General features: G+C 35.4%; 32 protein-coding genes. 16 read left to right on the plus strand and 16 right to left on the minus strand.

From position 1 onward, the window contains the following. The 4 genes from E3U55_RS01670 to E3U55_RS01685 all read left to right on the plus strand — a co-directional run. The coding region (locus tag E3U55_RS01670) for a transposase (protein WP_194840789.1) at window positions 1–436 on the plus strand (436 nt) is incomplete at its 5' end. Between the two features lie 146 nt (window positions 437–582). After that, window positions 583–984 (plus strand): VOC family protein, encoded by a 402-nt coding sequence (locus tag E3U55_RS01675; RefSeq protein ID WP_134338594.1) that lies wholly within the window; start codon window positions 583–585, stop codon window positions 982–984. A gap of 125 nt (window positions 985–1,109) precedes the next feature. Further along, complete coding sequence (deoD, locus tag E3U55_RS01680; protein ID WP_134338595.1) at window positions 1,110–1,820, plus strand: purine-nucleoside phosphorylase; 711 nt, start codon at window positions 1,110–1,112, stop codon at window positions 1,818–1,820. A 125-nt stretch (window positions 1,821–1,945) separates the two neighbouring features. Beyond that, window positions 1,946–2,530: a biotin transporter BioY gene (locus tag E3U55_RS01685; RefSeq protein WP_134338596.1), complete on the plus strand. Its 585-nt coding sequence runs from the start codon at window positions 1,946–1,948 to the stop codon at window positions 2,528–2,530. A gap of 66 nt (window positions 2,531–2,596) precedes the next feature. Here E3U55_RS01685 and E3U55_RS01690 read toward each other — a convergent pair whose 3' ends face one another. Beyond that, window positions 2,597–4,063 (minus strand): leucyl aminopeptidase, encoded by a 1,467-nt coding sequence (locus E3U55_RS01690; protein WP_134338597.1) that lies wholly within the window; start codon window positions 4,061–4,063, stop codon window positions 2,597–2,599. 147 nt (window positions 4,064–4,210) lie between these two features. Between E3U55_RS01690 and E3U55_RS01695 the strand changes: the two genes are divergently transcribed. Beyond that, window positions 4,211–4,684, plus strand: a complete 474-nt coding sequence (locus E3U55_RS01695) for a divergent PAP2 family protein (RefSeq protein ID WP_134338598.1) — start codon at window positions 4,211–4,213, stop codon at window positions 4,682–4,684. Between the two features lie 135 nt (window positions 4,685–4,819). On the opposite strand, the gene E3U55_RS01700 is transcribed toward E3U55_RS01695, so the two are convergent. From E3U55_RS01700 to E3U55_RS01710, 3 genes are all read right to left on the minus strand, one after another. Then, window positions 4,820–5,512 carry a 3D domain-containing protein gene (locus E3U55_RS01700; protein ID WP_228547443.1) on the minus strand — a complete coding sequence of 231 codons (693 nt, stop codon included), beginning with the start codon at window positions 5,510–5,512 and terminating at the stop codon, window positions 4,820–4,822. Between the two features lie 65 nt (window positions 5,513–5,577). After that, window positions 5,578–5,895: a YuiB family protein gene (locus E3U55_RS01705; RefSeq protein WP_134338599.1), complete on the minus strand. Its 318-nt coding sequence runs from the start codon at window positions 5,893–5,895 to the stop codon at window positions 5,578–5,580. A gap of 99 nt (window positions 5,896–5,994) precedes the next feature. Continuing rightward, window positions 5,995–7,215 (minus strand): NAD(P)/FAD-dependent oxidoreductase, encoded by a 1,221-nt coding sequence (locus E3U55_RS01710; RefSeq protein ID WP_134338600.1) that lies wholly within the window; start codon window positions 7,213–7,215, stop codon window positions 5,995–5,997. 82 nt (window positions 7,216–7,297) lie between these two features. Here E3U55_RS01710 and E3U55_RS17925 point away from each other — a divergent pair, with 82 nt between their 5' ends. The 3 genes from E3U55_RS17925 (at window position 7,298) to E3U55_RS01720 (ending at window position 9,384) form a co-directional block, all read left to right on the plus strand. Then, window positions 7,298–7,399: a hypothetical protein gene (locus E3U55_RS17925; protein ID WP_407644091.1), complete on the plus strand. Its 102-nt coding sequence runs from the start codon at window positions 7,298–7,300 to the stop codon at window positions 7,397–7,399. A 91-nt stretch (window positions 7,400–7,490) separates the two neighbouring features. Continuing rightward, a complete protein-coding gene (locus tag E3U55_RS01715) occupies window positions 7,491–8,489 on the plus strand; it encodes an NAD(P)/FAD-dependent oxidoreductase (protein ID WP_134338601.1) in 999 nt (332 codons plus the stop codon). Window positions 8,490–8,691: 202 nt separating this feature from the next. After that, the gene (locus E3U55_RS01720) at window positions 8,692–9,384 is read left to right on the plus strand and encodes a TerC family protein (protein ID WP_134338602.1); all 693 of its coding nucleotides are present in this window, start codon (window positions 8,692–8,694) and stop codon (window positions 9,382–9,384) included. A 36-nt stretch (window positions 9,385–9,420) separates the two neighbouring features. Here the strand turns inward: E3U55_RS01720 and E3U55_RS01725 are convergent, their stop codons facing one another. From E3U55_RS01725 to E3U55_RS01740, 4 genes are read right to left on the minus strand one after another with little or no spacing between them, the layout of a single operon-like run. Then, window positions 9,421–9,777: a HesB/IscA family protein gene (locus tag E3U55_RS01725; protein ID WP_134338603.1), complete on the minus strand. Its 357-nt coding sequence runs from the start codon at window positions 9,775–9,777 to the stop codon at window positions 9,421–9,423. A gap of 47 nt (window positions 9,778–9,824) precedes the next feature. Then, a complete protein-coding gene (gene dapF / locus E3U55_RS01730) occupies window positions 9,825–10,694 on the minus strand; it encodes a diaminopimelate epimerase (protein ID WP_134338604.1) in 870 nt (289 codons plus the stop codon). 11 nt (window positions 10,695–10,705) lie between these two features. Next, window positions 10,706–10,945 (minus strand): DUF1450 domain-containing protein, encoded by a 240-nt coding sequence (locus E3U55_RS01735; protein WP_134338605.1) that lies wholly within the window; start codon window positions 10,943–10,945, stop codon window positions 10,706–10,708. Window positions 10,946–10,991: 46 nt separating this feature from the next. Next, window positions 10,992–11,318, minus strand: coding sequence for a YuzD family protein (locus tag E3U55_RS01740; protein WP_134338606.1), 327 nt, complete (start codon window positions 11,316–11,318; stop codon window positions 10,992–10,994). 157 nt (window positions 11,319–11,475) lie between these two features. Between E3U55_RS01740 and E3U55_RS01745 the strand changes: the two genes are divergently transcribed. Beyond that, window positions 11,476–11,700: a NifU family protein gene (locus E3U55_RS01745; protein ID WP_134338607.1), complete on the plus strand. Its 225-nt coding sequence runs from the start codon at window positions 11,476–11,478 to the stop codon at window positions 11,698–11,700. Window positions 11,701–11,963: 263 nt separating this feature from the next. Here E3U55_RS01745 and E3U55_RS01750 read toward each other — a convergent pair whose 3' ends face one another. After that, the gene (locus E3U55_RS01750) at window positions 11,964–12,926 is read right to left on the minus strand and encodes a 2-hydroxyacid dehydrogenase (RefSeq protein ID WP_134338608.1); all 963 of its coding nucleotides are present in this window, start codon (window positions 12,924–12,926) and stop codon (window positions 11,964–11,966) included. 84 nt (window positions 12,927–13,010) lie between these two features. Here E3U55_RS01750 and E3U55_RS01755 point away from each other — a divergent pair, with 84 nt between their 5' ends. Next, window positions 13,011–13,508 carry a phosphatidylglycerophosphatase A family protein gene (locus E3U55_RS01755; protein ID WP_134338609.1) on the plus strand — a complete coding sequence of 166 codons (498 nt, stop codon included), beginning with the start codon at window positions 13,011–13,013 and terminating at the stop codon, window positions 13,506–13,508. A gap of 54 nt (window positions 13,509–13,562) precedes the next feature. On the opposite strand, the gene E3U55_RS01760 is transcribed toward E3U55_RS01755, so the two are convergent. Further along, complete coding sequence (locus E3U55_RS01760; protein ID WP_134338610.1) at window positions 13,563–14,327, minus strand: TIGR01457 family HAD-type hydrolase; 765 nt, start codon at window positions 14,325–14,327, stop codon at window positions 13,563–13,565. Between the two features lie 5 nt (window positions 14,328–14,332). Next, entirely contained in the window at window positions 14,333–14,776 is a 444-nt protein-coding gene (gene hepT / locus E3U55_RS01765; RefSeq protein WP_134338611.1) for a type VII toxin-antitoxin system HepT family RNase toxin, read from the minus strand. Window positions 14,777–14,926: 150 nt separating this feature from the next. Between hepT and E3U55_RS01770 the strand changes: the two genes are divergently transcribed. Both E3U55_RS01770 and E3U55_RS01775 read left to right on the plus strand, forming a co-directional pair. Further along, complete coding sequence (locus tag E3U55_RS01770) at window positions 14,927–15,199, plus strand: SAV0927 family protein (RefSeq protein ID WP_134338612.1); 273 nt, start codon at window positions 14,927–14,929, stop codon at window positions 15,197–15,199. Window positions 15,200–15,242: 43 nt separating this feature from the next. After that, on the plus strand, window positions 15,243–15,530 hold the full coding sequence (locus tag E3U55_RS01775) for a cytosolic protein (RefSeq protein WP_134338613.1): 288 nt from the start codon (window positions 15,243–15,245) through the stop codon (window positions 15,528–15,530). 27 nt (window positions 15,531–15,557) lie between these two features. Here E3U55_RS01775 and E3U55_RS01780 read toward each other — a convergent pair whose 3' ends face one another. Next, window positions 15,558–15,836: a YutD family protein gene (locus tag E3U55_RS01780; protein ID WP_134338842.1), complete on the minus strand. Its 279-nt coding sequence runs from the start codon at window positions 15,834–15,836 to the stop codon at window positions 15,558–15,560. Window positions 15,837–15,947: 111 nt separating this feature from the next. Here E3U55_RS01780 and E3U55_RS01785 point away from each other — a divergent pair, with 111 nt between their 5' ends. Further along, entirely contained in the window at window positions 15,948–16,922 is a 975-nt protein-coding gene (locus tag E3U55_RS01785; protein WP_134338614.1) for a M23 family metallopeptidase, read from the plus strand. 61 nt (window positions 16,923–16,983) lie between these two features. Further along, window positions 16,984–17,997 carry an aromatic acid exporter family protein gene (locus E3U55_RS01790; RefSeq protein ID WP_134338615.1) on the plus strand — a complete coding sequence of 338 codons (1,014 nt, stop codon included), beginning with the start codon at window positions 16,984–16,986 and terminating at the stop codon, window positions 17,995–17,997. 70 nt (window positions 17,998–18,067) lie between these two features. On the opposite strand, the gene E3U55_RS01795 is transcribed toward E3U55_RS01790, so the two are convergent. From E3U55_RS01795 to E3U55_RS01805, 3 genes are all read right to left on the minus strand, one after another. After that, a complete protein-coding gene (locus E3U55_RS01795) occupies window positions 18,068–18,514 on the minus strand; it encodes a hypothetical protein (RefSeq protein WP_134338616.1) in 447 nt (148 codons plus the stop codon). A gap of 157 nt (window positions 18,515–18,671) precedes the next feature. Further along, window positions 18,672–20,012: a sensor histidine kinase gene (locus E3U55_RS01800; protein WP_134338617.1), complete on the minus strand. Its 1,341-nt coding sequence runs from the start codon at window positions 20,010–20,012 to the stop codon at window positions 18,672–18,674. Next, the gene (locus E3U55_RS01805; RefSeq protein WP_134338618.1) at window positions 20,009–20,695 is read right to left on the minus strand and encodes a response regulator transcription factor; all 687 of its coding nucleotides are present in this window, start codon (window positions 20,693–20,695) and stop codon (window positions 20,009–20,011) included. Before E3U55_RS01805 ends, E3U55_RS01800 begins: the two co-directional genes overlap by 4 nt. A gap of 168 nt (window positions 20,696–20,863) precedes the next feature. Here E3U55_RS01805 and E3U55_RS01810 point away from each other — a divergent pair, with 168 nt between their 5' ends. Then, window positions 20,864–22,114: a S1C family serine protease gene (locus tag E3U55_RS01810; RefSeq protein WP_134338619.1), complete on the plus strand. Its 1,251-nt coding sequence runs from the start codon at window positions 20,864–20,866 to the stop codon at window positions 22,112–22,114. Between the two features lie 106 nt (window positions 22,115–22,220). Here E3U55_RS01810 and E3U55_RS01815 read toward each other — a convergent pair whose 3' ends face one another. Next, the gene (locus E3U55_RS01815) at window positions 22,221–22,682 is read right to left on the minus strand and encodes a GNAT family N-acetyltransferase (RefSeq protein ID WP_134338620.1); all 462 of its coding nucleotides are present in this window, start codon (window positions 22,680–22,682) and stop codon (window positions 22,221–22,223) included. Window positions 22,683–22,904: 222 nt separating this feature from the next. On the opposite strand from E3U55_RS01815, the gene E3U55_RS01820 reads away from it, so the two are divergent. Continuing rightward, on the plus strand, window positions 22,905–23,555 hold the full coding sequence (locus E3U55_RS01820; RefSeq protein WP_134338621.1) for a DUF1287 domain-containing protein: 651 nt from the start codon (window positions 22,905–22,907) through the stop codon (window positions 23,553–23,555). Window positions 23,556–23,611: the final 56 nt, after the last annotated feature.

Consider the following 23,611-nt stretch of genomic DNA (forward strand, 5'->3'; position numbering starts at 1 on the left):
GAGACATGTGTTTTATAAGCATCAGGAGAACTTGTCTGAGAAGCAACGGTGGTACTTAGAACACTACTTAAGTAAATCTGATTATTTGAGAAAAGCTTATCAATTAAAAGAAGAGTATCGAACGTGGTTCGAAGAAGCAAAGGCTCTTGGAACTAAGCATCTAAAGTTAATTAAAGAGAAGTTATATCAATATTATGATCTCGTTAAAACTTCAGGAATAATTGAATTTGAAAGGTCGATATCGACCTTTCAAAATTGGCAAAAAGAAATTATGAACAGCTTCGCTTTCAACTTACACAATGGGTATGTTGAAGGGATAAATAACCAGACCAAAGTCATTAAACGAAACGCATTTGGATTTAAACGGTTTGATCGTTTTAGATTAAAGGTGTTATTACACCATCAATATAAAAATGTAGCAGTTCGAGTCGCATAAATTAGGAGTGAGCGTTCGCTCACCCCAACATTTGACTTAGAACCCGTTTTTTATTATTTGTCGAGAAGCAACAACTAACTTTTAGAAGGATTATAATGTATTTTGTAGAATTCAGTTATTAACAATATTTTCAAGGGGATGTTATTATGTCTAGTTTTATATCACACATTGGAACAGTTGAGATACCAGTATCTAATCTAAAAAATTCTATAAAATTTTACACAAAAGTATTGGAAGTAGAAGTTATATTTGAAGGTGAGAAAAATGCCATGCTCAGTTTTAATAAGAAAGGTGTGCCTACCATTTTCTTAGTTGAAACTGACAAAATTGAAGGTGTCTCTTTCCATAATACGAATTCAGATGTTGAACACACGGTCATTGATTTTTATACAGAATCACTCGAAGACTTTCGTTATTGGTTAACTGAACAAGATGTTGAGGTAGGTCCTCTGAATGTTCACCCCGAAAACGGAATGGGCGGATTTGGTTTTAAAGACCCCGACGGAAACAAATTAAGCGTAACGAATGTTTTACATAAATATCAATAAAAATTTGTTAAATCCGTTTATATTGTGCGAATTTATTGAATTAATTAACTAAACCCTTTTAAATTGTTAAGCCCTATAAATTATGGTAGTTTAGTGAGGTAAACATGATTGAAGGAGGAAATTAAATGAGTACACATATCGGTGCGAAAAAAGGTGACATCGCTGATACGATTTTACTTCCAGGTGACCCACTTCGCGCAAAATATATTGCTGACACATTTTTAGAGGATGTAACTTGCTACAACGAAGTACGTGGCATGTACGGTTACACAGGTACATATAAAGGCAAACGTATTTCTGTGCAAGGTACTGGCATGGGTGTACCGAGCATCTCTATTTATGTTAATGAATTAATTCAAGAATATGACGTACAAAACCTGATCCGTGTAGGTTCTTGTGGTGCATTACAAAAAGATGTTAAAGTTCGTGATGTTATTTTAGCTCAAACATCTACTACTGACTCTCAAATGAACCGTATGGTGTTTGGCGGTATTGACTATGCACCTGGTGCGGATTTCAATTTACTTAAGAAAGCTTACGAAGTTGGTGAAGATAAAGGATTAAACCTACGTGTAGGTAACGTCTTCACAAGTGATAGCTTCTACCGTGACAACGCGATGGATCTATTCCAACAACTTGCTGATTACAATGTATTAGCTGTTGAAATGGAAACAACTGCATTGTATACTTTAGCAGCTAAATTTAATCGTAATGCTTTATCAGTTTTAACAGTAAGTGATCACATTCTAACAGGTGAAGAAACAACAGCTGAAGAGCGTCAAACTACATTCAACGATATGATTGAAGTTGCACTTGAAGCTAGCATTACGCAATAATAGTTAAACCTCTCATTTTAAATAATGAGAGGTTTTTTTATAAAAATATTGTTCACCTTGATGAAAATTAAGTTGACAATCCCTTCTGTTTTGTCTATTATAATTTTCAGAAAGGAGAGAGAGAAATGAATAATTTGAGTTTCAAATTAGCTTTTGCTGCTATTTTTGTTGTTTTAATGGCGATTGGTGCAAATATAGCTACTTGGTTTCCTTTATTAAAAGTAAGCGGGGTACCACTGACATTGCAAACATTTTTTGCGATTTTAGCTGGTCTATTATTAGGTAAGAAGTTAGGTGCCTTTTCAATGGTAGCATATTTAGCAGTTGGTGCAGTAGGAATACCAGTTTTTGCTGACTTATCTGCAGGTGTGATCCATTTCATTAGACCAACAGGTGGATTTTTAATTTCATTTGTTTTTGTTGCGTTTTTTGTTGGTTTAATTGTTGAAAAGAGTGAGGAATCAATTAAAACATACTTAATCGCTACCTTTGTTGGACTCATGACTAATTATCTAATCGGAACACCTTTTATGTATTTATCTTTAAATTATGTAATGGAAACAAGCATGTCATTAGTGACAGCTTTCCAAATCATGATTCCATTCTTTATTAAAGATTTCATTATTACAATGGCTGCAGCAGTGGTCTTACCTCAATTTATAACAAGACTAACAAAAGCGGTTCCATCTTTAGCAACGACAAGATCTTAGTCCCACAACCCACATTTAATTATAGAGTAAAAGTAAATCCCCAGCCAATGAGCTGGGGATTTGCCTTTATCCAGTAATAACTTTCGCTAATGTTCTTGCCATCACACCTGTTGGTCCTTTTGGTCCTAAATCGTGCTCAGATTCAGTCATAGCTGTTCCGGCAATATCTAAGTGTACCCACGGTGTATCTTCTACAAATTCACCTACAAAGCACCCTGCAAGCACGGCATGCCCTTTACGTCCAGGCGAATTATTCAAATCTGCAATGTGACTCGTGCGAACCTTCTCTTTAAACACATCATGATAAGGAAGCTCCCAGATTAATTCTCCAGTTTGTTCCGAAGCTTCATAGACTTCATCGAACCATTCACCATTATTCGTCATGGCACCAGTCATTTCATCACCTAATGCAACGACTACTCCACCTGTTAGTGTAGCTACATCAATAATTTTAGCTGCACCTTGCTGTTTAGCATATGTAATGGCATCAGCTAATGCTAAACGACCTTCAGCATCTGTGTTTCGTACTTCAATCGTTTTACCGCTCATTGACACAATAACATCATCTGGCTTAAATGCAGCTCCGCTAATCATATTATCTGTAGATGGGATTAAGCACATAACATTTTCTTCTGGCTTTATCTGACCAATGGCATCCATGGCTCCTAACACAGATGCTGCGCCACCCATATCCATTTTCATGCCAATGATACCTTCTTTACCTTTAATGGAATAACCACCCGTATCAAAAGTAATCCCTTTACCGACTAATGCAACAGGATCCACCCATTCGCTTTTCCCTTGATATTTCATGGCTATAAAACGTGGTGGCTCTTTTGACCCCTGGTTGACTGCTAATAACGCACCCATGCCCATTTCTTCAATTTGCTCTTTCTCAAATACTTCAATTTCCATACCATGTTTGTTCGCAATGTTTTCAGCAAATGCTGCTAAATCAACAGCCGTCAACAAGTTACCTGGCATGTTTACTAAATGACGAGTCGTATTAGCACCCTGTCCCAATGCATAACCTACTTGAAGGGCCTTTACTAACTCTTCATTATCTGTCAGCAAGTCGAGCTTTGTTAAATATGTCTCAGGCTTTCTCGACGTGTGGTACGTTTGTAATTGATAATTAGCCATCGCAAACGCTTCGCCAATTGCTTCGACAAATGTTAAGTCTTCAGTAAGACTTTCAGTTGATAATGTTGCTGCTTCAATTTGGTCCTTGTTCACTTGCTTCAATACTTTACCCATGGCTTTTCGGAATCGGTTTACATCCAATTCGTCTTTTTTGCCTAAACCAATAAAGTAAATTCGTTTAGCATTTATTTTACCAAGTGTATGTACTTTTGAGACTGCACCATAACTGTTGCTAATATCTCCACTCTTAACTAAATCATCCATTTGATAATCAAACGATTCATTTAACGTTTGATAAATCGTTTGTTCTTCTTTATTTTCTTCGTAAATTCCTACGACCATTGCTTCGGTTTCTGCTTGTGTCACAGTTTGATTGACTGCCTTAAACATTATGCCACCTCCAAGTTTAGTACTTTCAATATTAACAAAGATTATCGAGAATGCGAAATTAGATCATATTATATTTTCGTTAAGCATTAAAATAATGTAGAATGAACCTATCTGAATAGTAAATAACTTTTAAAGGTGGCAGACAAAATGGATGTTCTCAATAATACTCCTTTATTCCTTGCACTATTTGCAGTTATTTTCGCACAAGTAGTTAAAATACCGATTTATTTTATTGCTGAGAAAAAACTTAATGCCTCTTTAGCTTTTAGTACTGGCGGCATGCCTAGTAGTCACTCGGCGGCAGTTGCAGCGCTAACAACATCTGTAGGTATTGAGCATGGTCTTGATTCTCCTTTCTTTGCGATCTCATGCGTTTTAAGTATTATTGTGATGTATGATGCAACAGGAATCCGAAGACATGCGGGCCAACACGCCACTCTATTAAATCAATTAGTTAAAGATTTTCAACGTTTTGTGGACGAAGCTAAAAGTTGGCAGGAGAAAGAAGAACAAGAAAAGCAACGTGAACTAAAAGAATTATTAGGTCATCAGCCTATTGAAGTTTTCTTTGGGGCTATTACTGGAATTTTAATCGCTATTATTTTTTATTCATTAATTTAAATTTGCTTATTCCCTATTTATATTTGCTTTTTCAAAAATTTTATTTGCTCATTTTAAAAATTTATTTGCCTTTTTCGAAATTTTATCAATCAATACAAAAGCAGCTGCGAACAAAATCGCAACTGCTTTTGTTTATTATTTATTAAATACTGGCATCACTTCTGAACCAACTTGTCCTTCCCAGAAAGCGATATCCGCCTTAGTAACAGATCCATTACCCTTTTCAATAACGTATACTTCTGTTGTACGTTTACCCCATTCATTGTAAACATCTTCAACTGTTTCATAATACAAATCTATTTTATTACCTTTAATCGCGCCACCGGTATCCATAACAATTCCATACCCATAGTTAGGTACATACATTACTGTTCCTAGCGGGAATACCCTTGGGTCCGCCGCAATGGTTGAAAGTGTGTCTCGCTGTACTTTCAATCCTGAGAACGTCACCCCATATAAAGGGTGGTCTTTTGTTTTCCCAGTAGACTCATAACCAGCTGTATACCCAGTTGCTACGACTGTTTTAACTGGATACTGCTTAAAAGCTACCTCTGCTGACATAGAAGCCAATTCAATATTTTCAGCTTCATCTTCATCAGCGCTTTCACCTTGCACTGCTACTACTTCTTCCCCATCTTCTTCAAGTAGTTCCTCTTCCCATTCATAGGATTTATGAGTTAAAGATACTTGGAGTTCATCGTGATTCTTCGATTGTTTAGATGGTGTATTCACATCTGCTGTCATAAACATGTTGATTGATAACAACAGTGCTGCAATGCTAGTCATTAACAAAATCAAAAAGAAAAAGTTCCTTAATTGATTACGCATTTTAAACACCTCTTTGTCAAAGAGCGTAACCAGATTAAGAAACTTTTATACATTTAACTGAAAATTTAAAACATTTGATAACCTTTTTTACGTAATAGTTTAATCACATATCCAGCAACTAAGGTTCCTAGAAAACCAGATATTAAGACAATCACATCAAACGTCTCTAAGTTCACAAAGCGTTCCTGCAAATGTGAAAGCGCTGAGACTGGAGAAGTGAAATAACTCCAGATTGATATATCATCAATAATCAAAATAACAATGATTGGAAAAACAATCGCCATTAACCAGGATGCTCTTAATAGCATGTTTATAATAAATGCTATACCAAAAAACAATATAAAGAACAACAACGACAATACAAAACCAAATAAAAAGCCCACTACTTGTCCCCTACCTTTATATCTCTAATTTCACTCCAATATTGTATCTTAAAATAAAAGAAAAGCAAAGACTGATGCCTTTGCTTCTCGTTAAATATTTTAGTGATACATATCTAATTTACCTTTTTTAAGAACTAAGCCTAAGCCGCCAAGTTTCATTAAATAACGATTGTCTATTGCCTTTTTCATTACAGAAGCAGAACGACCATATAGCTTCTTATCATCAAAGACAACGCCAATTGCATCTGTGTGGCCTAGTGAAGCCACTGTACCTTGAATATGAGGTTTAAAGCTTTCAAATTTGTCGCTGCCGCTTAATAACTGTTTTAAGTTATGTGCTACAGTATCAGCCATTTGAATAGCAATTTGTGCAGTTGGTGGGTAAGGACGTTCCGTTTCAGGGTTCATAATTACCGCACAGTCACCTACAACAAATACATTATCATAGTCTGGAGTTCGTAAATCATCACGAACTGGAACACGACCACGGTTCACTTCAAAACCAGATTCTTGGACGATTGAATTACCAGTTACACCAGCAGCCCAAATAACATTCTTCGTACTAATTTCTTCTTGCTCATCGTCTTTCTCAACAACAATGCCGTCTTCATTGACCTTTTTAATCATTGTGCCAAGTCTGAACTCAACACCTTTTTCTTCTAAACGGTTCATAGCATATTCAACAAGTTCAGGATCAAAACCTGCTAATGCCGTTGGACCCGCTTCAACGTTTAGTAAACGTACTTTTTCACGTGGTACATCATACTCCTGGCAAAGTTCAGGAATACGATTAGCTAATTCAGCTACAAACTCAATACCTGTGAAACCAGCACCACCGACTACAATTGTAATTAAGTCTTGACGCTCTCCTTTTTCAAGGTTGTACTGAGCAAAATTGTACTCAATGTGGTCACGAATTAAACGTGCACTATTAATGTTTTGAATTGAGAAAGCATGTTCTTTCAAGCCTTCAATTCCAAATGTTGCCGACTCGAATCCTAAACCGATTACAAGATAGTCATAAGATAACTCGTCATCTTCAAGTTTGACTGTCTTACTTTTCGGGTCAATAGATTGAACGGTGTCTTGTACGAAATTGATTTTGTTAAAATCAATCACATCTTTAATTGAAATACGTGTACGATCATGATGTAAAGTACCGGCTGCATTTTCATGTAACCAAGTTGTTTGATAGTGGTAATCATGCTTATTGACTAAAGTGATATGTGCATCTTCAGCAGAAAATTTCTTCTGAAGGTTTACAGCAGTCATGATTCCACCATAACCTGCACCCAAAATGACAATGTTTGGTCTGTTCATTCTAATCCCTTCCATCTTTAAAAAATTTTAAAATAAAGAAACGTTAACAATATCCACTTTGTGATTTTTTTCACAGATAAAGATAAAAAATTGTCATAATTTCGTTAAACATTATCTAAATTCAATCATAGAACTTTTTTTATACATTTTCAACCCTCACCTTATTTCCAAACATTTCAGATAATTGATGGATAAAAAAGTTATCATAAATACCTGTATAATGTTATAATGTTCAATGGTGTAAATTGAAATTCATAAAAGGTGGAGGAATATATATGAGTGATCATGTTAGAGACATAACGATCATTGGCGCCGGCCCGGTTGGTCTTTTCACAGCGTTTTACGGCGGCTTACGACAAGCTGATGTACAAATCATTGAAAGCCTTCCTCACATCGGTGGTCAATTATCTGCTTTATATCCAGAAAAATACATTTACGACGTTGCCGGATTTCCGAAAGTCCGTGCTCAAGAATTAGTCGATAATTTATATAACCAAGTGAAACCCTTCAATCCTGAAATTACACTTGACCATGCTGTTCAAGAGGTAGAAAAGATTGAGGAAAACTTGTTTAAACTTACGACCGATAAAGACACTTTCTATACAAAATCTATTATTATTACTGCAGGTAATGGTGCTTTTGAACCTCGTCGCATTAAGGTAGAAGGTGCAGAAAAGTACGAAAGTACAAACCTTCATTATTATATTAAAGATCTTGAAGCCTTTAGAGATAAGAAAGTACTTGTTTGTGGTGGCGGTGACTCAGCCGTAGACTGGTCTTTAATGCTAGAACCAATTGCGGAAAAAGTGACACTTGTTCACCGTAGAGATCAATTCCGTGCACACGAACATAGTGTTGAACAATTAAAAGATTCTTCTGTAGAAATTTTAACACCATATGTTCCATATGAACTTCAAGGCGAAGAAGAGATTAATAAAGTTGTTCTTCAAAAAGTAAAATCTGAAGAAATTGTTGAAGTCGATGTGGACGATGTTATTGTAAACTATGGTTTCATTTCATCTCTTGGCCCAATTAAAGATTGGGGACTTGAACTCGAGAAAAACAGCATTGTGGTTAACACTAAAAGTGAAACAAACATTGAAGGCATCTATGCAGCTGGAGATATTTGTACTTATCCTGGTAAAGTTAAACTCATTGCTTCAGGATTTGGCGAAGGCCCAACAGCTGTTAATAATGCTAAAGTTCGTATCGATCCGAATTCAAGAGTACAGCCTAAACACTCAACTTCTATGAAGGTGTTTGAAGATAAATAATATTGACTTCTTCACAGTTTTTGTATAATATTTTGATAGTTATACAAAGGGGAGTAGCTTTTACAATAATCGTCGTCATTTCAGGGAGAAACCCTCGGCGTTATTGGCAATTACTTGTTAGCGAGACCTTTGCTTACCTTAGGATAGGTAGGCAAAGGTCTTTTTTGTTACATAATATTCCAATTTATTAAGGAGTGTAGTTATGGACCTATTTACTGTTGAATTTTTCACAGCATTGTTAGCAATCATTATGATTGATTTAGTTTTAGCTGGTGATAACGCAGTCGTTATTGCACTGGCCGCTAGAAACCTTCCTAAAGAACACCAGAAGAAGGCTATTGTTTGGGGAACTGTCGGGGCTATTGCCATTCGAGCAACTGCGACATTATTAGTTGTTTGGTTACTTAAGATACCTGGACTATTACTAATCGGTGGTATTGTGCTCCTTTGGATTGCATATAAACTACTCACTGAAGATGAGGATCCTGATATCAAAGCAGGTAACAGCTTGGCAGCTGCGATTAAAACTATTGTTATTGCAGATGCAATGATGGGGCTGGACAATGTTCTTGCAGTGGCTGGAGCGGCTCATGGAGATTTCTTACTTGTCGTTATTGGATTATTAATATCAGTGCCTATTATCGTTTGGGGAAGTCAATTAGTTCTAAAATTAATGGATAAATATCCAATTATCGTGACAATTGGTGGTGGTGTATTAGCATGGACAGCCTCTAAAATGATTGTTGGCGAACCATTCGTACACACATATTTTACAAATGATTTTGTGAAATATGGATTTGAAATATTAGTTGTTGCGCTAATATTAACTCTTGCACACTTTAAAAAACGTTCTATTGAAAACCATACTCATCAAGAAGCAAGTGGACAAGCATAAGTTAAAAAAGCCACGTCAATGACGTGGCTTTTCTTATTAACAATTTTCCGGTGTCCCTTCTCGATCCTTCGCTTTAAATGAAGAGCCACAACCACAAGAAACAATCGCATTAGGATTATCGATTGTGAAGCCTCCACCCATCATGTTCTCTTTAAAATCAATGGTTGTACCTTCAACAATAGGACGGTCCATTTTAGCTATAACAACTGGAAAATCATAGTCTTCATATAGCTCATCTGTTTCTTTCACTTCATAATCGAAGCCTAATTTATATGAGAGACCACTACAACCTCCACCTTTTACACCAAAGCGCAGATATACTTGATCAGCGGACTCCGCTTTTAACATCTCTTGAATTTGATATTTTGCCTGATCTGTTATTTGGATTGCCATACGACATAACCTCCTTAACCTAATTATACAAATCAAAACCTCATGCATCAAACACCTTGCCAGTAAAATTCACCTTTTGTAATCGTCACAGCTGGTCCTTTCATCATGACATGACCACTATGAACCCAAGAAATTATTAAATCTCCCCCATCTAAATGGACAATAACTTCTTGATTCCGCTCGACAAAATTATTTAATACTGACGAAACTACTGCTGCACATGCACCTGTTCCACAAGCCTGAGTAATACCAGACCCTCTTTCCCATACACGGAAATTTATCTCTTTTTGATTTAAAACTTCTACAAATTCTACATTGACTCCCTCAGGAAATCGCGGGTCATTTGTAACCTTTGGACCTACCGAATGGATTGGAGCTTCTCCTATATCATCCACATAAAAGATAATATGTGGGTTTCCCATCGAAACAGCCGTTACATGTAAATTTTCTTCACCAACTAAAAATGGTTCATTAATGACTTTCTCATCTCCATCACCACTTAAAGTCAGCATTGGAATCTTGCTTCTATTGAGTTCAGGTTTACCCATATCAACTGTAACTTGGTTGACAGCATCTCCTACTAACTCCACTTCTGCCTCAACCACACCTGATTTTGCTTCTATCTTAAATTGCTTTTTTGTAACATAACCTAAATCATATGCCAATTTAGCAACACATCGAAGCCCATTTCCACAATTCATCGCTTCTGAACCATCTTTATTAAAAATTCTCATACGGACATCAGCAACCTGAGATGGCAACATTAAAATCAGCCCGTCAGAACCGATTCCTGTATTCACATTTGAAACAGCCTGAGCTAATTTAGGCAATTCACTTTCAGATAAATTGGTCTGGTAGCCATCTATATAAATATAACTGTTACCTAAACCATGCATCTTTGTATAAGGTATATTCATCTTTATTCTCCCTATATTGATGGTTCCTCTTCTTCTAATTGCTTATAAATATTATTTAATAACTGTTCCGGTGACTCAGCTGTTACACAGACACCTTCAACAAGTGCAAACAAAGTCATTGAACATAACGCGCAGTGACTTGTACACCCTAATTCCACAACATCTAAATCTGGATCCCTTGATAACTTATCAAAAACTTCTTGAGATCCACTCATCAGATTATTGATACAAAACTCTACGATTGGGTTCAATTGTGACACTCCTTAATCTAACGTTGTGTGAACCCTGGATCTCAAATTATCCTTGAGGTTCCAACCCTCTACTTTCCAAAGCTTTATAAACTGTTTTTAATCGAGGATTTCCTTCTCCAACGATTTCTTCATCAATTAAGACAACAGGGTAAAACATATCTTCTTCAATAACTCGTTCTGCAAAATCCTTATAAGGCTCTTCTGCAGGCGGATTATAAATATCAATGTATTTAAACGTGACGCCCTCTTCACCAAACTTACGTCCAATAGCAGCTTGCAACCATTCATATTGCTCCTTTGAACTTGGCAAATTCACACAGCTTGGGCATAACACTTCTGCTCCATAAACAACTAACTCTACGTTATTCCCCATGGTTTTCCTCCTAAAGTAAATTCATCAGTTAGTTTCATTTTACACGAGAATAAAATAAAGTTACAATGATAATGATTCTCAATAATTTGTTATAAAACGGTTAGAAAAAATACGAATTCGTGATATAATATAGTTACATGAAAGGGGAAGATGAACGATGTTTGAACAAGTACAAGAAGTCATTGGTAAACTACGCCCTTTTTTACTTCGTGATGGCGGTGACGTTGAGCTTGTCGATGTAGACGACGACGGTATTGTGCTTTTACGATTAAAAGGTGCATGTGGGAATTGCCCGAGTTCAGCGATTACATTAAAAGCTGGAATTGAACGTGCCTTACGCGCAGAAGTACCTGGTGTCCAAGAAGTAGAACAAATTTTTTAATTCACCATAATAATCAAGGAGCAATGCAAGAAGGTGTCATTGCTCCTTTTTATTTTGATTTGATGTTGTAAAATAAAAAGTACAAGATGTAGGATGATACTTATCTACGAAAAGCGAAAGGCGGCGACTCCTCCGGGAAAAGCACGAGCCGAAAATCACGCAAAACGAACGGCAGTGAGTTTTGGGAAGTTGAGGCCGTGCCCGCGGAAAGCGTCCGCCTGTAGCGATTCGGAGAATCAACAATTAACTCTAACATAGTTTTTTCATTTAACAGGTGTTTTAGGTTTCTCTCCTTTGAGTACTCGCTCAATATTATCTACTGCTAACTCCATCATCTTTATTCTTGTCTCCACACTGGATGATCCAATATGAGGTAGTGCCATCACATTGTCTAATTCTAATAGCGGGTGGTTACGATGAATAGGTTCATCTCTAAAAACATCCAACCCTGCAGCATGGATATCTTTCGTTTTCAATGACTCATAAAGGTCATCCTCATTCACTACGCCACCACGAGAAGTATTTATAAAAATGGCAGAGTTTTTCATTTTACTAAACGCTTCAGCATCAAACATTCCTTTTGTTTCGTCAGTTAGAGGGGTCATACAAACAACAAAATCAGACTCATTTAATAAATAATCAAAGGAAACATATTTTGCACCTAAGCGGTCTTCAGCTTTTTCTTTACGCGAACGATTGTAATATAAAATGTTCATTTCAAAACCTGTTGCTCGTTTTGCTACCGCTTCTCCTATATTACCCATCCCAACGATTCCAATCGTTTTATGGTGAACATCAGAACCAGCAAGCAGTAAAGGTGACCATGTCTCCCATTTATTTTCTTTAATATAATCTACACCTTCTGGAATCCGACGAGCTGTGGCTAATAATAAGGCAAATGTTAAATCTGCTGTCGTTTCATTTAATACTTCTGGCGTATTTGTTACAGTTACATCATACTTCTTAGCTGCCTCAAGGTCGATATTATCATAGCCTACAGCCAAATTTGCTACAACTTCAAGGTTTTTAGCCTTACCAAAAACTTCAGAATCGATTTGTTCTGTTAACATCGTGAGTAAACCATGAACACCTTTTACTTTTTCCAATAAAATATCTTTTGGAATAGGTTGGTCTTCCTTTGTCCACATGTCAACTTCAAATTGATCCCTTAGTTTAGATAATACAGATTCGGGTAATTGACGAGTGACATATATTTTTTTCTTCATATAAACCCTCCTAAAGAATTATCTTTATAATATCTTTTAAATGAAGTAAAATATAAAAAACAAAACAGAGAAGGTGTATCGTTTATGAGTGATTTAGAACTTAGAGCATTAGAATCTTTACAAGAACGTGGTGTCCAATTAGACAAAATAGCTGATCTCGTCTACTTTTTACAAAAAGATTATGTAGATGAATTATCTTTAGATGAATGTTTATCAAATGTTAAAAAGGTACTTCAAAAACGAGAAGTTCAAAATGCGATTTTGACTGGAATTCAATTTGATAAATTAGCCGAAAAAAATCAGTTGGAAGAACCACTACAGCAGATTGTTGAGCAAGATCAAGGTTTATATGGAATTGATGAAGTCATTGCTCTATCTATTGTGAATGTTTATGGGTCAATTGGCTTAACTAATTTTGGATATATTGACAAGGTAAAACCAGGCATACTTGAATTTCTAAATGACAAGCGAAATGGTTGCCATACATTTTTAGATGATATTGTTGGAGCTATTGCTGCAGCTGCATCAAGCCGGTTAGCTCATAGTCAAGATGATAATGATATTGATACTGTAGATGATTAATAGTTTTTGAAAAGGAGCCTCTAATTAACTTAGAAGCTCCTTTATTGTTTAATACTAAAATACCCAATCAGCCAATGTTTCAATCGAATAAGTTGGTTGAACGGCATATTGCATCAATTCATCTTTTGAAGTGACCCCAGTATGCACATGAAGTGTATCCATTTCAGCACGAATCCCTGCTTGAATATCCGTTAAATAGTTATCGCCAACCATTATTGCATCCTCAGGTTCTACTCCTAATTGCTCTAATGCAATTTGTAACATGTGACCTGTTGGTTTACCAATAATTTCGGGCGTCATACCAGTGACATTCTCAATGAGATTAACGAACGCCCCATTTCCAGGAACCATTCCTTTTTCAGTAGGAACTTTAATATCAGGGTTTGTTGCAATTAATTTAGCCCCATTTTGTACATGAAGGCATGCTTGTCTTATTTTCTTGTATGTATTATGGCGATCAATCCCTACTACCACATAATCTGGATGGTCTTCTACAAGTTGTACGCCTTTATCTTCTAAAGCAGTAGTTAATCCCTTTTCACCAATTACATAAGCTGTAGCATCAGGCTTTTCTTCTATTAAATAACTGGCAGTTGCCAACGATGCTGTCATGATTTGATGAACTTCTGACTCAATTCCAAATTGCTTTAATTTAATTTGGGTATCTTCTGGCGTTCTAGAAGAATTATTTGTCACAAACATAAATGGTATACCTTGGGCCTTTAGCTCTTCGATAAATGACTTAGCCTCAGGAATAGGTGATTTACCACGGTACATGGTTCCATCTAAATCAATTAGATAAGCTTCATATTTTTTCAACACAATTACTCCTCACGTTTTTTAAAGGTTGTGACTGGTCCCATCTCTTTTTCCAGGTAATCAAGAACATAAGGTCGAAACTTCTCAAGCGTTGAGACGTGTTGAGATAAGATTTCTTCAATTTCATCATGATTAATATTTGTGTATTCACGAACCAACATCTTACGAAGAGCAATTGTATCTTTGTATGCCTGCTCATCTTCTTTTGGTATAACCTCTTCATCAACTAAAATATCTATAATGTCATCATAACTGCCTGGGTCACGCATAATAAAGCCGTCAATCATCATATTGCCGACATCAATAATCGACTCAACAACCATCTGTGCCAGACGCTCAATCCCCAATTTTTCTAAAAATGAGACACTCTTCTTTTGCTCGTATGTTTCTAATAAACCATTCATATATAGTAAAGTATTTTCAATGTGCTCTCGGTCAACGAAATACATGATCAACACTCCTAATTCATTTTATATTATCTCTTCAGTTAGTAATCTTATCATATTTCTTTCTTGTAACGTACTGATAAATTAGTTATTTTATGACATGCGCATTTAAATTTGCTAAAATATGGACAAATAGTTGTAGGAGGATCTTTAATGAACATCCACATATTATCTGATGAAAAAGAACCAGCTGAAATTCGATATGTAAGTGTTAATACTGATACTCGCCGATATGACTTAGCTATAATATCCAGCGAAACTCTGAAGGAAAAAGGCGAAGTGATTTTAATGGACCAACAAGGAACAAGATATACAAGAATAAGTAAACACAAAATTGAAGACAGTGAATATCTAGCTCACGCCTTTAATGTCAATGAGTATGAATCTGATGAGATTTATGAGTTCTTAAAAGATGTTCTAGAATAAGTTGAAGCCTCCTGTACAAACTAATGGTACGGGAGGTTTTTTAATGAAGAAAAGTCGAAGAATCAAAGACCAGCAAGACGATTTTACACCAGTTGAGGTTCAAGACAATTATCAAGTCCCTGAGGAATTCCCTGATGGTAATTATGGCAGTCCCTTTAATGCTGACCGTCCTTTAAAGCCTTATCCAAATAAAGAATCTAAACGACACCATTCAGCTTTTAATTATGAAAATAAAGAATTACATGCAGATATTCCAAGAGCGTATCCAGGTGCTCACGAACCTCAAGATTTCCCCAATGATGAAGGTATAACAAATGATGAAAAAGAATGACCTGTAATCTCAGGTCATTCTTCATTTTTATTTGTCAATTCGCTTCATTACAAAAAATGCACATCCAAAATTACAGTATTCATATAAGTAATCTTCTAAAGTTGAAATTTTAGTATCAAACGTTGCTTTTTGATTTTGATCATCGTAGAATCCTTTTAAACGAAGTTGACCAAAACCCCAATCGCCAACGATATAATCATACTTCACTAGAATATCACTAAACCGTTCTTCAATGGCCTCTTCCTGAAAGGCTTCTTTATGATTATGGACGAGTTCATAACTTTGTCCTAAAAGTTCCACTATCATCACCTCTAATACATAACATTGTACCATATTTTCCTAATCTAAAGCTTACATTTTTTTAGCATAAATGAACAGTATATTAATCAAGTACTCATTTCTAAAGGAGATTTTATCATGAATCGTCTACATAGACTAATTACAGTCTTAATTGCTCTATTCATTGTATCAATGACTCAATCAATATTTATGTCAGCAGAAGAAACAAAAGAGATTGATGATTATACATTACGAAAATCTCTTTATGAAAAAACAGAAACATTAACTCAAGTTCCGTGGTATATTCTAGCAGCAATTGACCAATATGAACGAAACATTAAGAAAACGAATGAAGATAGAATAACAGGTATACAAATCCCTTATGAACAATGGTATGGCGTATTACCTGCTGATCCTAATCATCAACAACAAGAAAACACATTGAACCTCTTCGGAGGAATAGGAAAAGATGGGGACGGTGACGGCATTGCAGATCCAACGAATGATGAAGATGTTTTATATACGTTTGCTATGGAAATTAAGCAAAAAATCTCCTCTAATGACGACCTGGAATCGGCGATTACTGCTTATTACGAACGAGAAAAAGCCGCTCAAATAATTTTAGAGATTGCTACACTATTCAATCATTTTAAGACAACAAATTTAAGTGAAAGAGCTTTTCCAATTCCTAAGTGGAACAACTATAGTTATCGTTCTACTTGGGGTGATACACGAGGCTATGGCGGCAGACGAATTCATGAAGGCACAGATATCTTCGCAGGTTACGGTACACCTGTCCGAAGTACTTCATATGGAATCGTTGAAATTAAAGGTTGGAACCGATTCGGCGGCTGGCGAGTGGGTATTCGTGATATGTACAATATTTATCACTATTATGCACATTTAAACGGTTTTGAAAAAGGTTTAGAAGAAGGAAGTATTGTTAAACCAGGAGATGTAATTGGCTATGTAGGTTCTTCAGGTTATGGTAAAAAAGGAACTTCAGGCAAGTTTCCTCCCCACTTACATTATGGAATGTATAAAGATAACGGAAAAAATGAATGGGCTTATGACCCTTACCCTTATTTAAGACGATGGGAACGCAATCGATAATTTGCAATTTCACTTCAATATTGGAAAAATGTAATTAGGAAACCATTTTGGAGTGGAATACATGAAAAAAATCGTAGGTAGTCGAGTCATCAAAACCGGATTAGCCATTTTTATAACTGCCTTAATCTGTGAATGGCTGGGGTGGCCACCAGTATTCGCAGTTATTACGGCAATTGTTACTATAGAGCCAACTGTGTCTCAGTCGATAAAAAAAGGAATCGTTCGTTTCCCCGCTTCTGCAATCGGTTCTTTTTTCGCTGTTTTATTTATTTCTTTCTTTGGACATTCGGCAATCACCTATGCTTTAGCTGCCGTATTTACGATTATTACAACTTATCGTCTTAAATTATACTCTGGTTTACTAGTCGCTACGTTAACATCTGTTGCTATGATCGAAGTGATCCATACCAATGTCATCATGTCATTCTTTATTAGACTTGGTACAACAACAATAGGCTTATTAGTCTCAACATTGGTTAATATGTTTGTATTACCACCAGATTATAAAAAAGATATTAAGACTAAACTAAATTCCATTGCTGAACGTACCGGCTTAGCTGTTGAACAAATTTTTCATCAATATTTAATTAATGATTTAGACAAACAAACATGTCAGATCAACCTTGATGAACTAGATCAAAAAGTACATAAAATTGAGTCACTTATTCAATTTCAAAAGGATGAATCTAAATATCACCCTTTAACCGTAACAGAACAAGAAGAATTTGAGTACACCGAAAAGCAACTCGTTCGAATTAAGCTGATTATTTATCATATGGATAATATATTAAATACTCCGCTTACTGAATTATCATTAACCGCTTTAGAAAGAGAAATGATTTTAGAATCTGTACAAGAGCTTGCTTATTCAATGAGGCAAAATACACCGTTTGATCTGGAAAGTCACAGATTAAAGCTGAAACAACTAATGGAGTTGTATTGGGAAGACAGTGACAAACTTAGACAGTACAGACAAGAATACACCACAACCTTCCCAGCCGAAATTATTGTCCTGTATGAATTAGTATCTATTTTTTATTTAGTTGAGAATTATTATAAGGAATCTAAATTTTAAATGAACTTGTTTTTAATCCAAGTCTAAATAAAGCCTTTAGTACTTTAAAAGTACTAAAGGCTCTTATTAACTATTCAGCAGCTTCAGCATTTGAATTTACAGGTGTTGCTTCTTTAACAAGCTTGCCCGGCAACTGCCATGCAGTTACAACCGCTAATAATATAAAGATAATATCAATAAATTCAAAGAAAGAAGAAAAAAACTGTTGAAAGTATACTATGGTTTCTCCTGCTACCAATCCCGCTAGATCACCATTATTAAAATAATAACCAAAAATAAAATACTTTCCTAAAAATATTCCTAATAAGCTTGAAATTACGGCTATAAATTGATGAGCGTTGTTAACTTCTTGCTTTGCAAAGAATATTACTGCTAAACCAGACAAGCCACCAATTGCCCACGCAACGATTCCTATTTCATATTCAGTTAAAATAGCAATTATTGCCCATATTGCTGCACCAGCTACTGCAGCTAACAATCCGCCTAAAATAGGTAAACCTAAATTATTACTTTTCATCTTAATTCCCCCTAATAAGTTTTTATATCTCTACATTATCTTCTATATTATGATAAAAAAGTCCTCTTTTCTCCAAAATTTTTACTTTTACAAATTTTTAGTCCTTTGTAAAAATATTCTAAGTAAATCTTATTATATCAAAATCACCACACTTTTCTTAAAAGTGTGGTGACGATATTGATATATTGAATTCGACTTTAAATAATGCTCCACCTAAATGAGATTCTCTTACCTCTAACTTCCCATCAGATTCCTCAATAATTGTACGTGCAATGGCTAATCCTAAACCTGTCTCTCCTCCCTTTCCTTTAACAAAACGATTAAAAATGTAAGGGATTAAATCTTCGGGAATACCATCACCATCATCTTCAATCATGAGCGTCCGACCCTTAGTGGTAATTCTAACTTTTGATTCTGCATGACGAATGGCATTGACCGTAATATTTAACACTGCCTGCAACAATTTTTCTTCATCAGAATAGATTTCAAAGGATTCCACTTCATTTAACTTTATTTGAATGTGATGTTGTTCGGCTAATGGAATAACTCGATCATATACACGCTCGATTAGGTCATTAGTTGAAATGGAACGTCTTTCAAACGTATCTTCTGCACTTTCCAATTTAGCCAACCAAATCATCTCATTAATAATTTTTTTAAGACGACCGATTTCTTCTACCATGGTCTCTAACCCTTTATCTCGCTCTTCTCCTTCAAAAACACCTTCTTTAATTCCTTCAGCATATCCTTGAATGGTCATAAGCGGCGTCTTTAATTCATGGCTCGCGTTCTGGAAAAAGGTCTGTTGTGATCTCATATATCGTTTAAGCTCATCTGCCATATCAAATAAGCTTTGCTCTACTTCTTTAATTTCCCCTGTAGCAATCACTCGCTCTAAGTCATCAAATTGCCTCTTCTCAACTTTTTTCAGTTCTTTTTTAAGTAATGTTAACGGCTTAACTAAACGATTAGTAAAATAATAACTTAATAATACAGCTAATATTCCACCAACAATAAATACAATTAGCAAACGTTTAAAAAAGCTTTGTTGAACATCCTGCAAATCATTCAAAGGCGTTAATAATATTAATTCTATATCCTCTCCCTGAGGTTTCCTCGCAATCCTGGACGTTACATATTTCTGATTCGCGCCCTCCCAAAGATTATTAGAATAATCATTAAAGTAGCCTTCTTCATAAAAATGTCGTGCGTTTTTAACAGGCATGGTAGTAGATAAAATGGTATTTTTATTAGCATGATACAAAATTAAATCGCCATCTTGAGAGTTTATAAATTCTTGAAATTCATTTACAGATTGAATCGAACCATAATCGTTATTTAAGATATCAATTAATAATTCACCTTTTTGTCTCAGCTCAACTTCTTCTTTTTCTATTAACATGTCTAGAATTAATGAATAAATAATAATGCCTGCTAACGTTAATATAACAAGAAGCAAAGCTGAAAAAGCCAGGTTTAATTGTGTTCTTAATTTCATATATGTTCACCGTCAACTTTAAGTCGATATCCAAATCCCCAAACTGTTTCAATAGGAACCTCATTAAGTTTTTTCCGTAATCGCTTGACTAAATCATCTACGGCACGATCACTTCCGAAGTAATCATCCCCCCACACACGATCTAGTAACTCTTCTCTTGAAAAAGCACGATTTGGATGTTTAGCTAGTAAAGTGATTAACTCATACTCTTTTGATGTGAGATCAAGCTCTTCGTTTCTCCAAAATGCCCGCCTCTCTGTTAATTCAATCACTAAATCATTAATTCGCACTGTATGTGTTTCTTGCTCTTCTTCATTATTTGCATTTACGCGTTTAAATAATCTCTTCACACGAGCCACCAGCTCTCCTGGACTAAATGGTTTCGTTAAATAATCGTCACCACCTAATTCGAGACCCAGTATTTTATCAACATCTTCACCTTTGGCTGAGATGATAATTATTGGCACATTACTTTTCTCGCGAATCTTTTTACAAAAATCATAGCCATCCATTTGAGGAAGCATTATATCTACAATCCACATATCTGGAGGATTCGTTTCCCACATTTCAAGCCCTTTTTCTGCAGAGTCCATCACAATCACATCATAATTGGCTTTTGATAGATATGCTTGGACTATTCGTTGAATATGTGGATCATCTTCTATGACAGCAATTTGCTTCATCTTCACCACCTCCAAAAAGTTATTACTCTATTACATTGTTACATCTATTTTAATAGAAATTGGGTACATTATCTAAAATTACACACTTTTTATACATTTTTCTTAAATGATTGCCACAAACCTATACCATAATTAGAATTGTAAAATTAATTGAGAGGTGATGAACACATGTTTAACGAAGAACAAGAACAAGAACAACAAACTACTAATCAAATAGAAACTCAACAAGAAGACATGACATATTCAAAACGTAACGATAAACCCAAAGAAAAGAAAGGAATAGGTAAAGTAATATCTGCAGCGTTTTTAGGTGGTTTGTTCGCTACTGTATTAACCGTTTTATTATTATCATCAAACATTCTATCGAGCGCTTCACAAGATCAGTCAAATGAATCTCAACAAGCTGACAGTCAACAACCAGAAATCTCAGAGAAAGTTTTCGATTCAGAAGATTCTTCGGTAATGAATAATTTAAATGAACTATCTGAAGCCATCGTAGGTGTTGTAAACATTCAGAAGAAAAACGTATTTGATAAAGGTTCTGAAGCAGGTACAGGGTCAGGTATTATTTATAAAAAAGAAGGTAACGAAGCCTATGTCATTACCAATCAACACGTCATTGAAGGAGCTAAAGAAGTCGAAGTAGCCTTAAGTCAAGATGAACGTGTGGATGCTGAAGTCGTAGGTGCAGACCCACTAACCGATTTAGCGGTATTAAAAATGAGTGCTGATAAAGTGAAACACGTAGCAAAGCTAGGAAAATCAGACAATATTAAAATTGGCGATTCAGTTGTAGCAATCGGTAATCCATTAGGTTTACAGTTTTCTAACTCTGTAACAAAAGGTATTATCAGTGGTTTAAACCGTTCGTTAAGTGTGGATACCAATGGTGATCGTCAGCCAGATTGGGTAACAGAAGTTATCCAAACGGATGCAGCCATTAACCCTGGTAATAGCGGTGGTGCACTTGTAAATGAAAACGGTAAAGTCATCGGTATCAACTCTATGAAAATTGCTAAACAACGAGTTGAAGGAATGGGCTTTGCAATCCCAATTGATCAAGCGAAAAAGATTGTCCAAGAACTTGAAGAACACGGCGAAGTTAAACGTCCATTAGTTGGAATTAGTGCCGTATCACTAGGTCAGGTTCCAAAACCATATGATCAGAACATTCAAGTACCTAAAGATGTACAAAATGGATTAGTCATCGCAGAAGTGAAAGAAGGATCTCCTGCTGATGAGGCTGGTCTACAACAGTACGATGTCGTTACAAAAATTAATGATGAAAAAGTTAAAAACATTCTCGATTTAAAAACGTATCTATATAATGAAGTCAAAGTCAACGATGAAGTCGAGTTAACCATTTACAGAAATGGTGAAGAACAAACCCTTCAACTGAAACTAGATGAAGCGATTTAATACAAATGCAAAAGGTGCTATTCTGAGTGGAATAGCACCTTTTTCTTTATTCAATTTCACACTCATCTGATAAGATAATTTCTTAATGAATATTGTTAAAATTACTTTATGACGGAAAATATTCCATAGGCTCTGAACAATGAACGTAATCATTTTTCTTATAATAATTAATGGATTCATCACTTGGCCATACTATAACAAACTCAAATTTGTTTTCCTTAACCCATTTATTTATCAAACTTAGTATTTCACTTCCAATACCTTTATTCCTAAATTCAGGAATAGTATATACATTAGTCATATAAGCAAATGGGTGTGTTACTCTACCAGGACGCGGGACTTTATGTATTAATTCGATGTAAATATGCGATACAATTTTCCCTTCTTTCTCAGCAACCCAAATAAACCATTGATTGTTAATAAGTGCATTCTCTAAAAAAGTTCGACACTCATTTTCAAATCCATCAAATGATGAATTCTTTTTACTTTCATCGTATTCAACGGTGAAATCCCACCTCAGTCGTATTAGTTGATTAATATCCTTTGATTCAGCAAGTCTTATATTCATCGTTACACCCCCATTATTCTTTATTTAAAATAATTTGCAATACTTGTCTCATTTTCATAAAACTATTAAATTAATTGTCTTATTTTACCACAAAACCTTTGTATTGTAGATTAGAAAATGAAATATATGGTAGTATTTAGACAAAGATTTAAATTGAGTAAAACTAGATAAAGAGTTTTACTCATAAATCGTTTTAGAACGTGTCTGAAAGGGAGTCATGACATGAAAAAAATTCATAAAATAATATTTGCCGGTACTGGGATCATGACATTAGGATTATTGTATTTATTTTCATTTCATAGTTACCACGGAGAAAGTTTTGTAGATGCTTCTTCAAGTTCATCTACAGACAACTTGCCTATAAATACAGATGCAAATCAAAATGGTATTTCTAACAAAGAAGAAATCTCCAATGAGGCAAGTCAGTTAGTTGGCACTCTTTATGATCCACTCAAAGGTGGTATATATAATGTTGGAGGAAAGTTAGGATTTATTGTATGTATTGATGTACCGCGGATTGCTTACGGGCATGCAGGTATATCTTTGGCTGATTTACTTGAGCAAGATTACCAAAGGAGCCCTGAGCATTATGATGCAGAAGGTGGTATCAATACACCTGAAACGCCTTTCTTTTTCCGACGCGTCCGTAATGTATATGATTTTGCTAAAGGTAATGACTTGTTAATTGAGGAAGTTGAGACACCTGAAGTTGGGGATATTGTTTTTTATGGTCAATATCATGCGACACTTGTAACAGCTGTTCACGAGGATGGTACTTATAACGAAGTAGAAGCACACCCGAAGCTAATTGTTGTAAAAGAACATAAAAATAAAAAATGGATTCCGCGTGATGTTGCGAGGATACTAGACTAATATTATTCCACTCATGTAAAAACACGTAAATCCAAAAGAATTCACGTGTTTCATTA

The sequence above is a fragment of the Filobacillus milosensis genome (assembly GCF_004402015.1).
In the GTDB taxonomy this organism is placed as follows: domain Bacteria; phylum Bacillota; class Bacilli; order Bacillales; family Alkalibacillaceae; genus Filobacillus; species Filobacillus milosensis.

Excerpts from the sequence above, each read along its gene's own strand:
- E3U55_RS01675 (WP_134338594.1), top strand. The coding sequence starts at position 583 with ATGTCTAGTTTTATATCACACATTGGAACAGTTGAGATACCAGTATCT.
- deoD (WP_134338595.1), top strand. The coding sequence starts at position 1,110 with ATGAGTACACATATCGGTGCGAAAAAAGGTGACATCGCTGATACGATT.
- E3U55_RS01685 (WP_134338596.1), top strand. The coding sequence starts at position 1,946 with ATGAATAATTTGAGTTTCAAATTAGCTTTTGCTGCTATTTTTGTTGTT.
- E3U55_RS01690 (WP_134338597.1), bottom strand. The coding sequence starts at position 4,063 with ATGTTTAAGGCAGTCAATCAAACTGTGACACAAGCAGAAACCGAAGCA.
- E3U55_RS01695 (WP_134338598.1), top strand. The coding sequence starts at position 4,211 with ATGGATGTTCTCAATAATACTCCTTTATTCCTTGCACTATTTGCAGTT.
- E3U55_RS01700 (WP_228547443.1), bottom strand. The coding sequence starts at position 5,512 with ATGCGTAATCAATTAAGGAACTTTTTCTTTTTGATTTTGTTAATGACT.
- E3U55_RS01710 (WP_134338600.1), bottom strand. The coding sequence starts at position 7,215 with ATGAACAGACCAAACATTGTCATTTTGGGTGCAGGTTATGGTGGAATC.
- E3U55_RS01715 (WP_134338601.1), top strand. The coding sequence starts at position 7,491 with ATGAGTGATCATGTTAGAGACATAACGATCATTGGCGCCGGCCCGGTT.
- E3U55_RS01720 (WP_134338602.1), top strand. The coding sequence starts at position 8,692 with ATGGACCTATTTACTGTTGAATTTTTCACAGCATTGTTAGCAATCATT.
- E3U55_RS01725 (WP_134338603.1), bottom strand. The coding sequence starts at position 9,777 with ATGGCAATCCAAATAACAGATCAGGCAAAATATCAAATTCAAGAGATG.
- dapF (WP_134338604.1), bottom strand. The coding sequence starts at position 10,694 with ATGAATATACCTTATACAAAGATGCATGGTTTAGGTAACAGTTATATT.
- E3U55_RS01740 (WP_134338606.1), bottom strand. The coding sequence starts at position 11,318 with ATGGGGAATAACGTAGAGTTAGTTGTTTATGGAGCAGAAGTGTTATGC.
- E3U55_RS01745 (WP_134338607.1), top strand. The coding sequence starts at position 11,476 with ATGTTTGAACAAGTACAAGAAGTCATTGGTAAACTACGCCCTTTTTTA.
- E3U55_RS01750 (WP_134338608.1), bottom strand. The coding sequence starts at position 12,926 with ATGAAGAAAAAAATATATGTCACTCGTCAATTACCCGAATCTGTATTA.
- E3U55_RS01755 (WP_134338609.1), top strand. The coding sequence starts at position 13,011 with ATGAGTGATTTAGAACTTAGAGCATTAGAATCTTTACAAGAACGTGGT.
- hepT (WP_134338611.1), bottom strand. The coding sequence starts at position 14,776 with ATGTATTTCGTTGACCGAGAGCACATTGAAAATACTTTACTATATATG.
- E3U55_RS01770 (WP_134338612.1), top strand. The coding sequence starts at position 14,927 with ATGAACATCCACATATTATCTGATGAAAAAGAACCAGCTGAAATTCGA.
- E3U55_RS01775 (WP_134338613.1), top strand. The coding sequence starts at position 15,243 with ATGAAGAAAAGTCGAAGAATCAAAGACCAGCAAGACGATTTTACACCA.
- E3U55_RS01780 (WP_134338842.1), bottom strand. The coding sequence starts at position 15,836 with ATGATAGTGGAACTTTTAGGACAAAGTTATGAACTCGTCCATAATCAT.
- E3U55_RS01785 (WP_134338614.1), top strand. The coding sequence starts at position 15,948 with ATGAATCGTCTACATAGACTAATTACAGTCTTAATTGCTCTATTCATT.
- E3U55_RS01790 (WP_134338615.1), top strand. The coding sequence starts at position 16,984 with ATGAAAAAAATCGTAGGTAGTCGAGTCATCAAAACCGGATTAGCCATT.
- E3U55_RS01795 (WP_134338616.1), bottom strand. The coding sequence starts at position 18,514 with ATGAAAAGTAATAATTTAGGTTTACCTATTTTAGGCGGATTGTTAGCT.
- E3U55_RS01800 (WP_134338617.1), bottom strand. The coding sequence starts at position 20,012 with ATGAAATTAAGAACACAATTAAACCTGGCTTTTTCAGCTTTGCTTCTT.
- E3U55_RS01805 (WP_134338618.1), bottom strand. The coding sequence starts at position 20,695 with ATGAAGCAAATTGCTGTCATAGAAGATGATCCACATATTCAACGAATA.
- E3U55_RS01810 (WP_134338619.1), top strand. The coding sequence starts at position 20,864 with ATGTTTAACGAAGAACAAGAACAAGAACAACAAACTACTAATCAAATA.
- E3U55_RS01815 (WP_134338620.1), bottom strand. The coding sequence starts at position 22,682 with ATGAATATAAGACTTGCTGAATCAAAGGATATTAATCAACTAATACGA.
- E3U55_RS01820 (WP_134338621.1), top strand. The coding sequence starts at position 22,905 with ATGAAAAAAATTCATAAAATAATATTTGCCGGTACTGGGATCATGACA.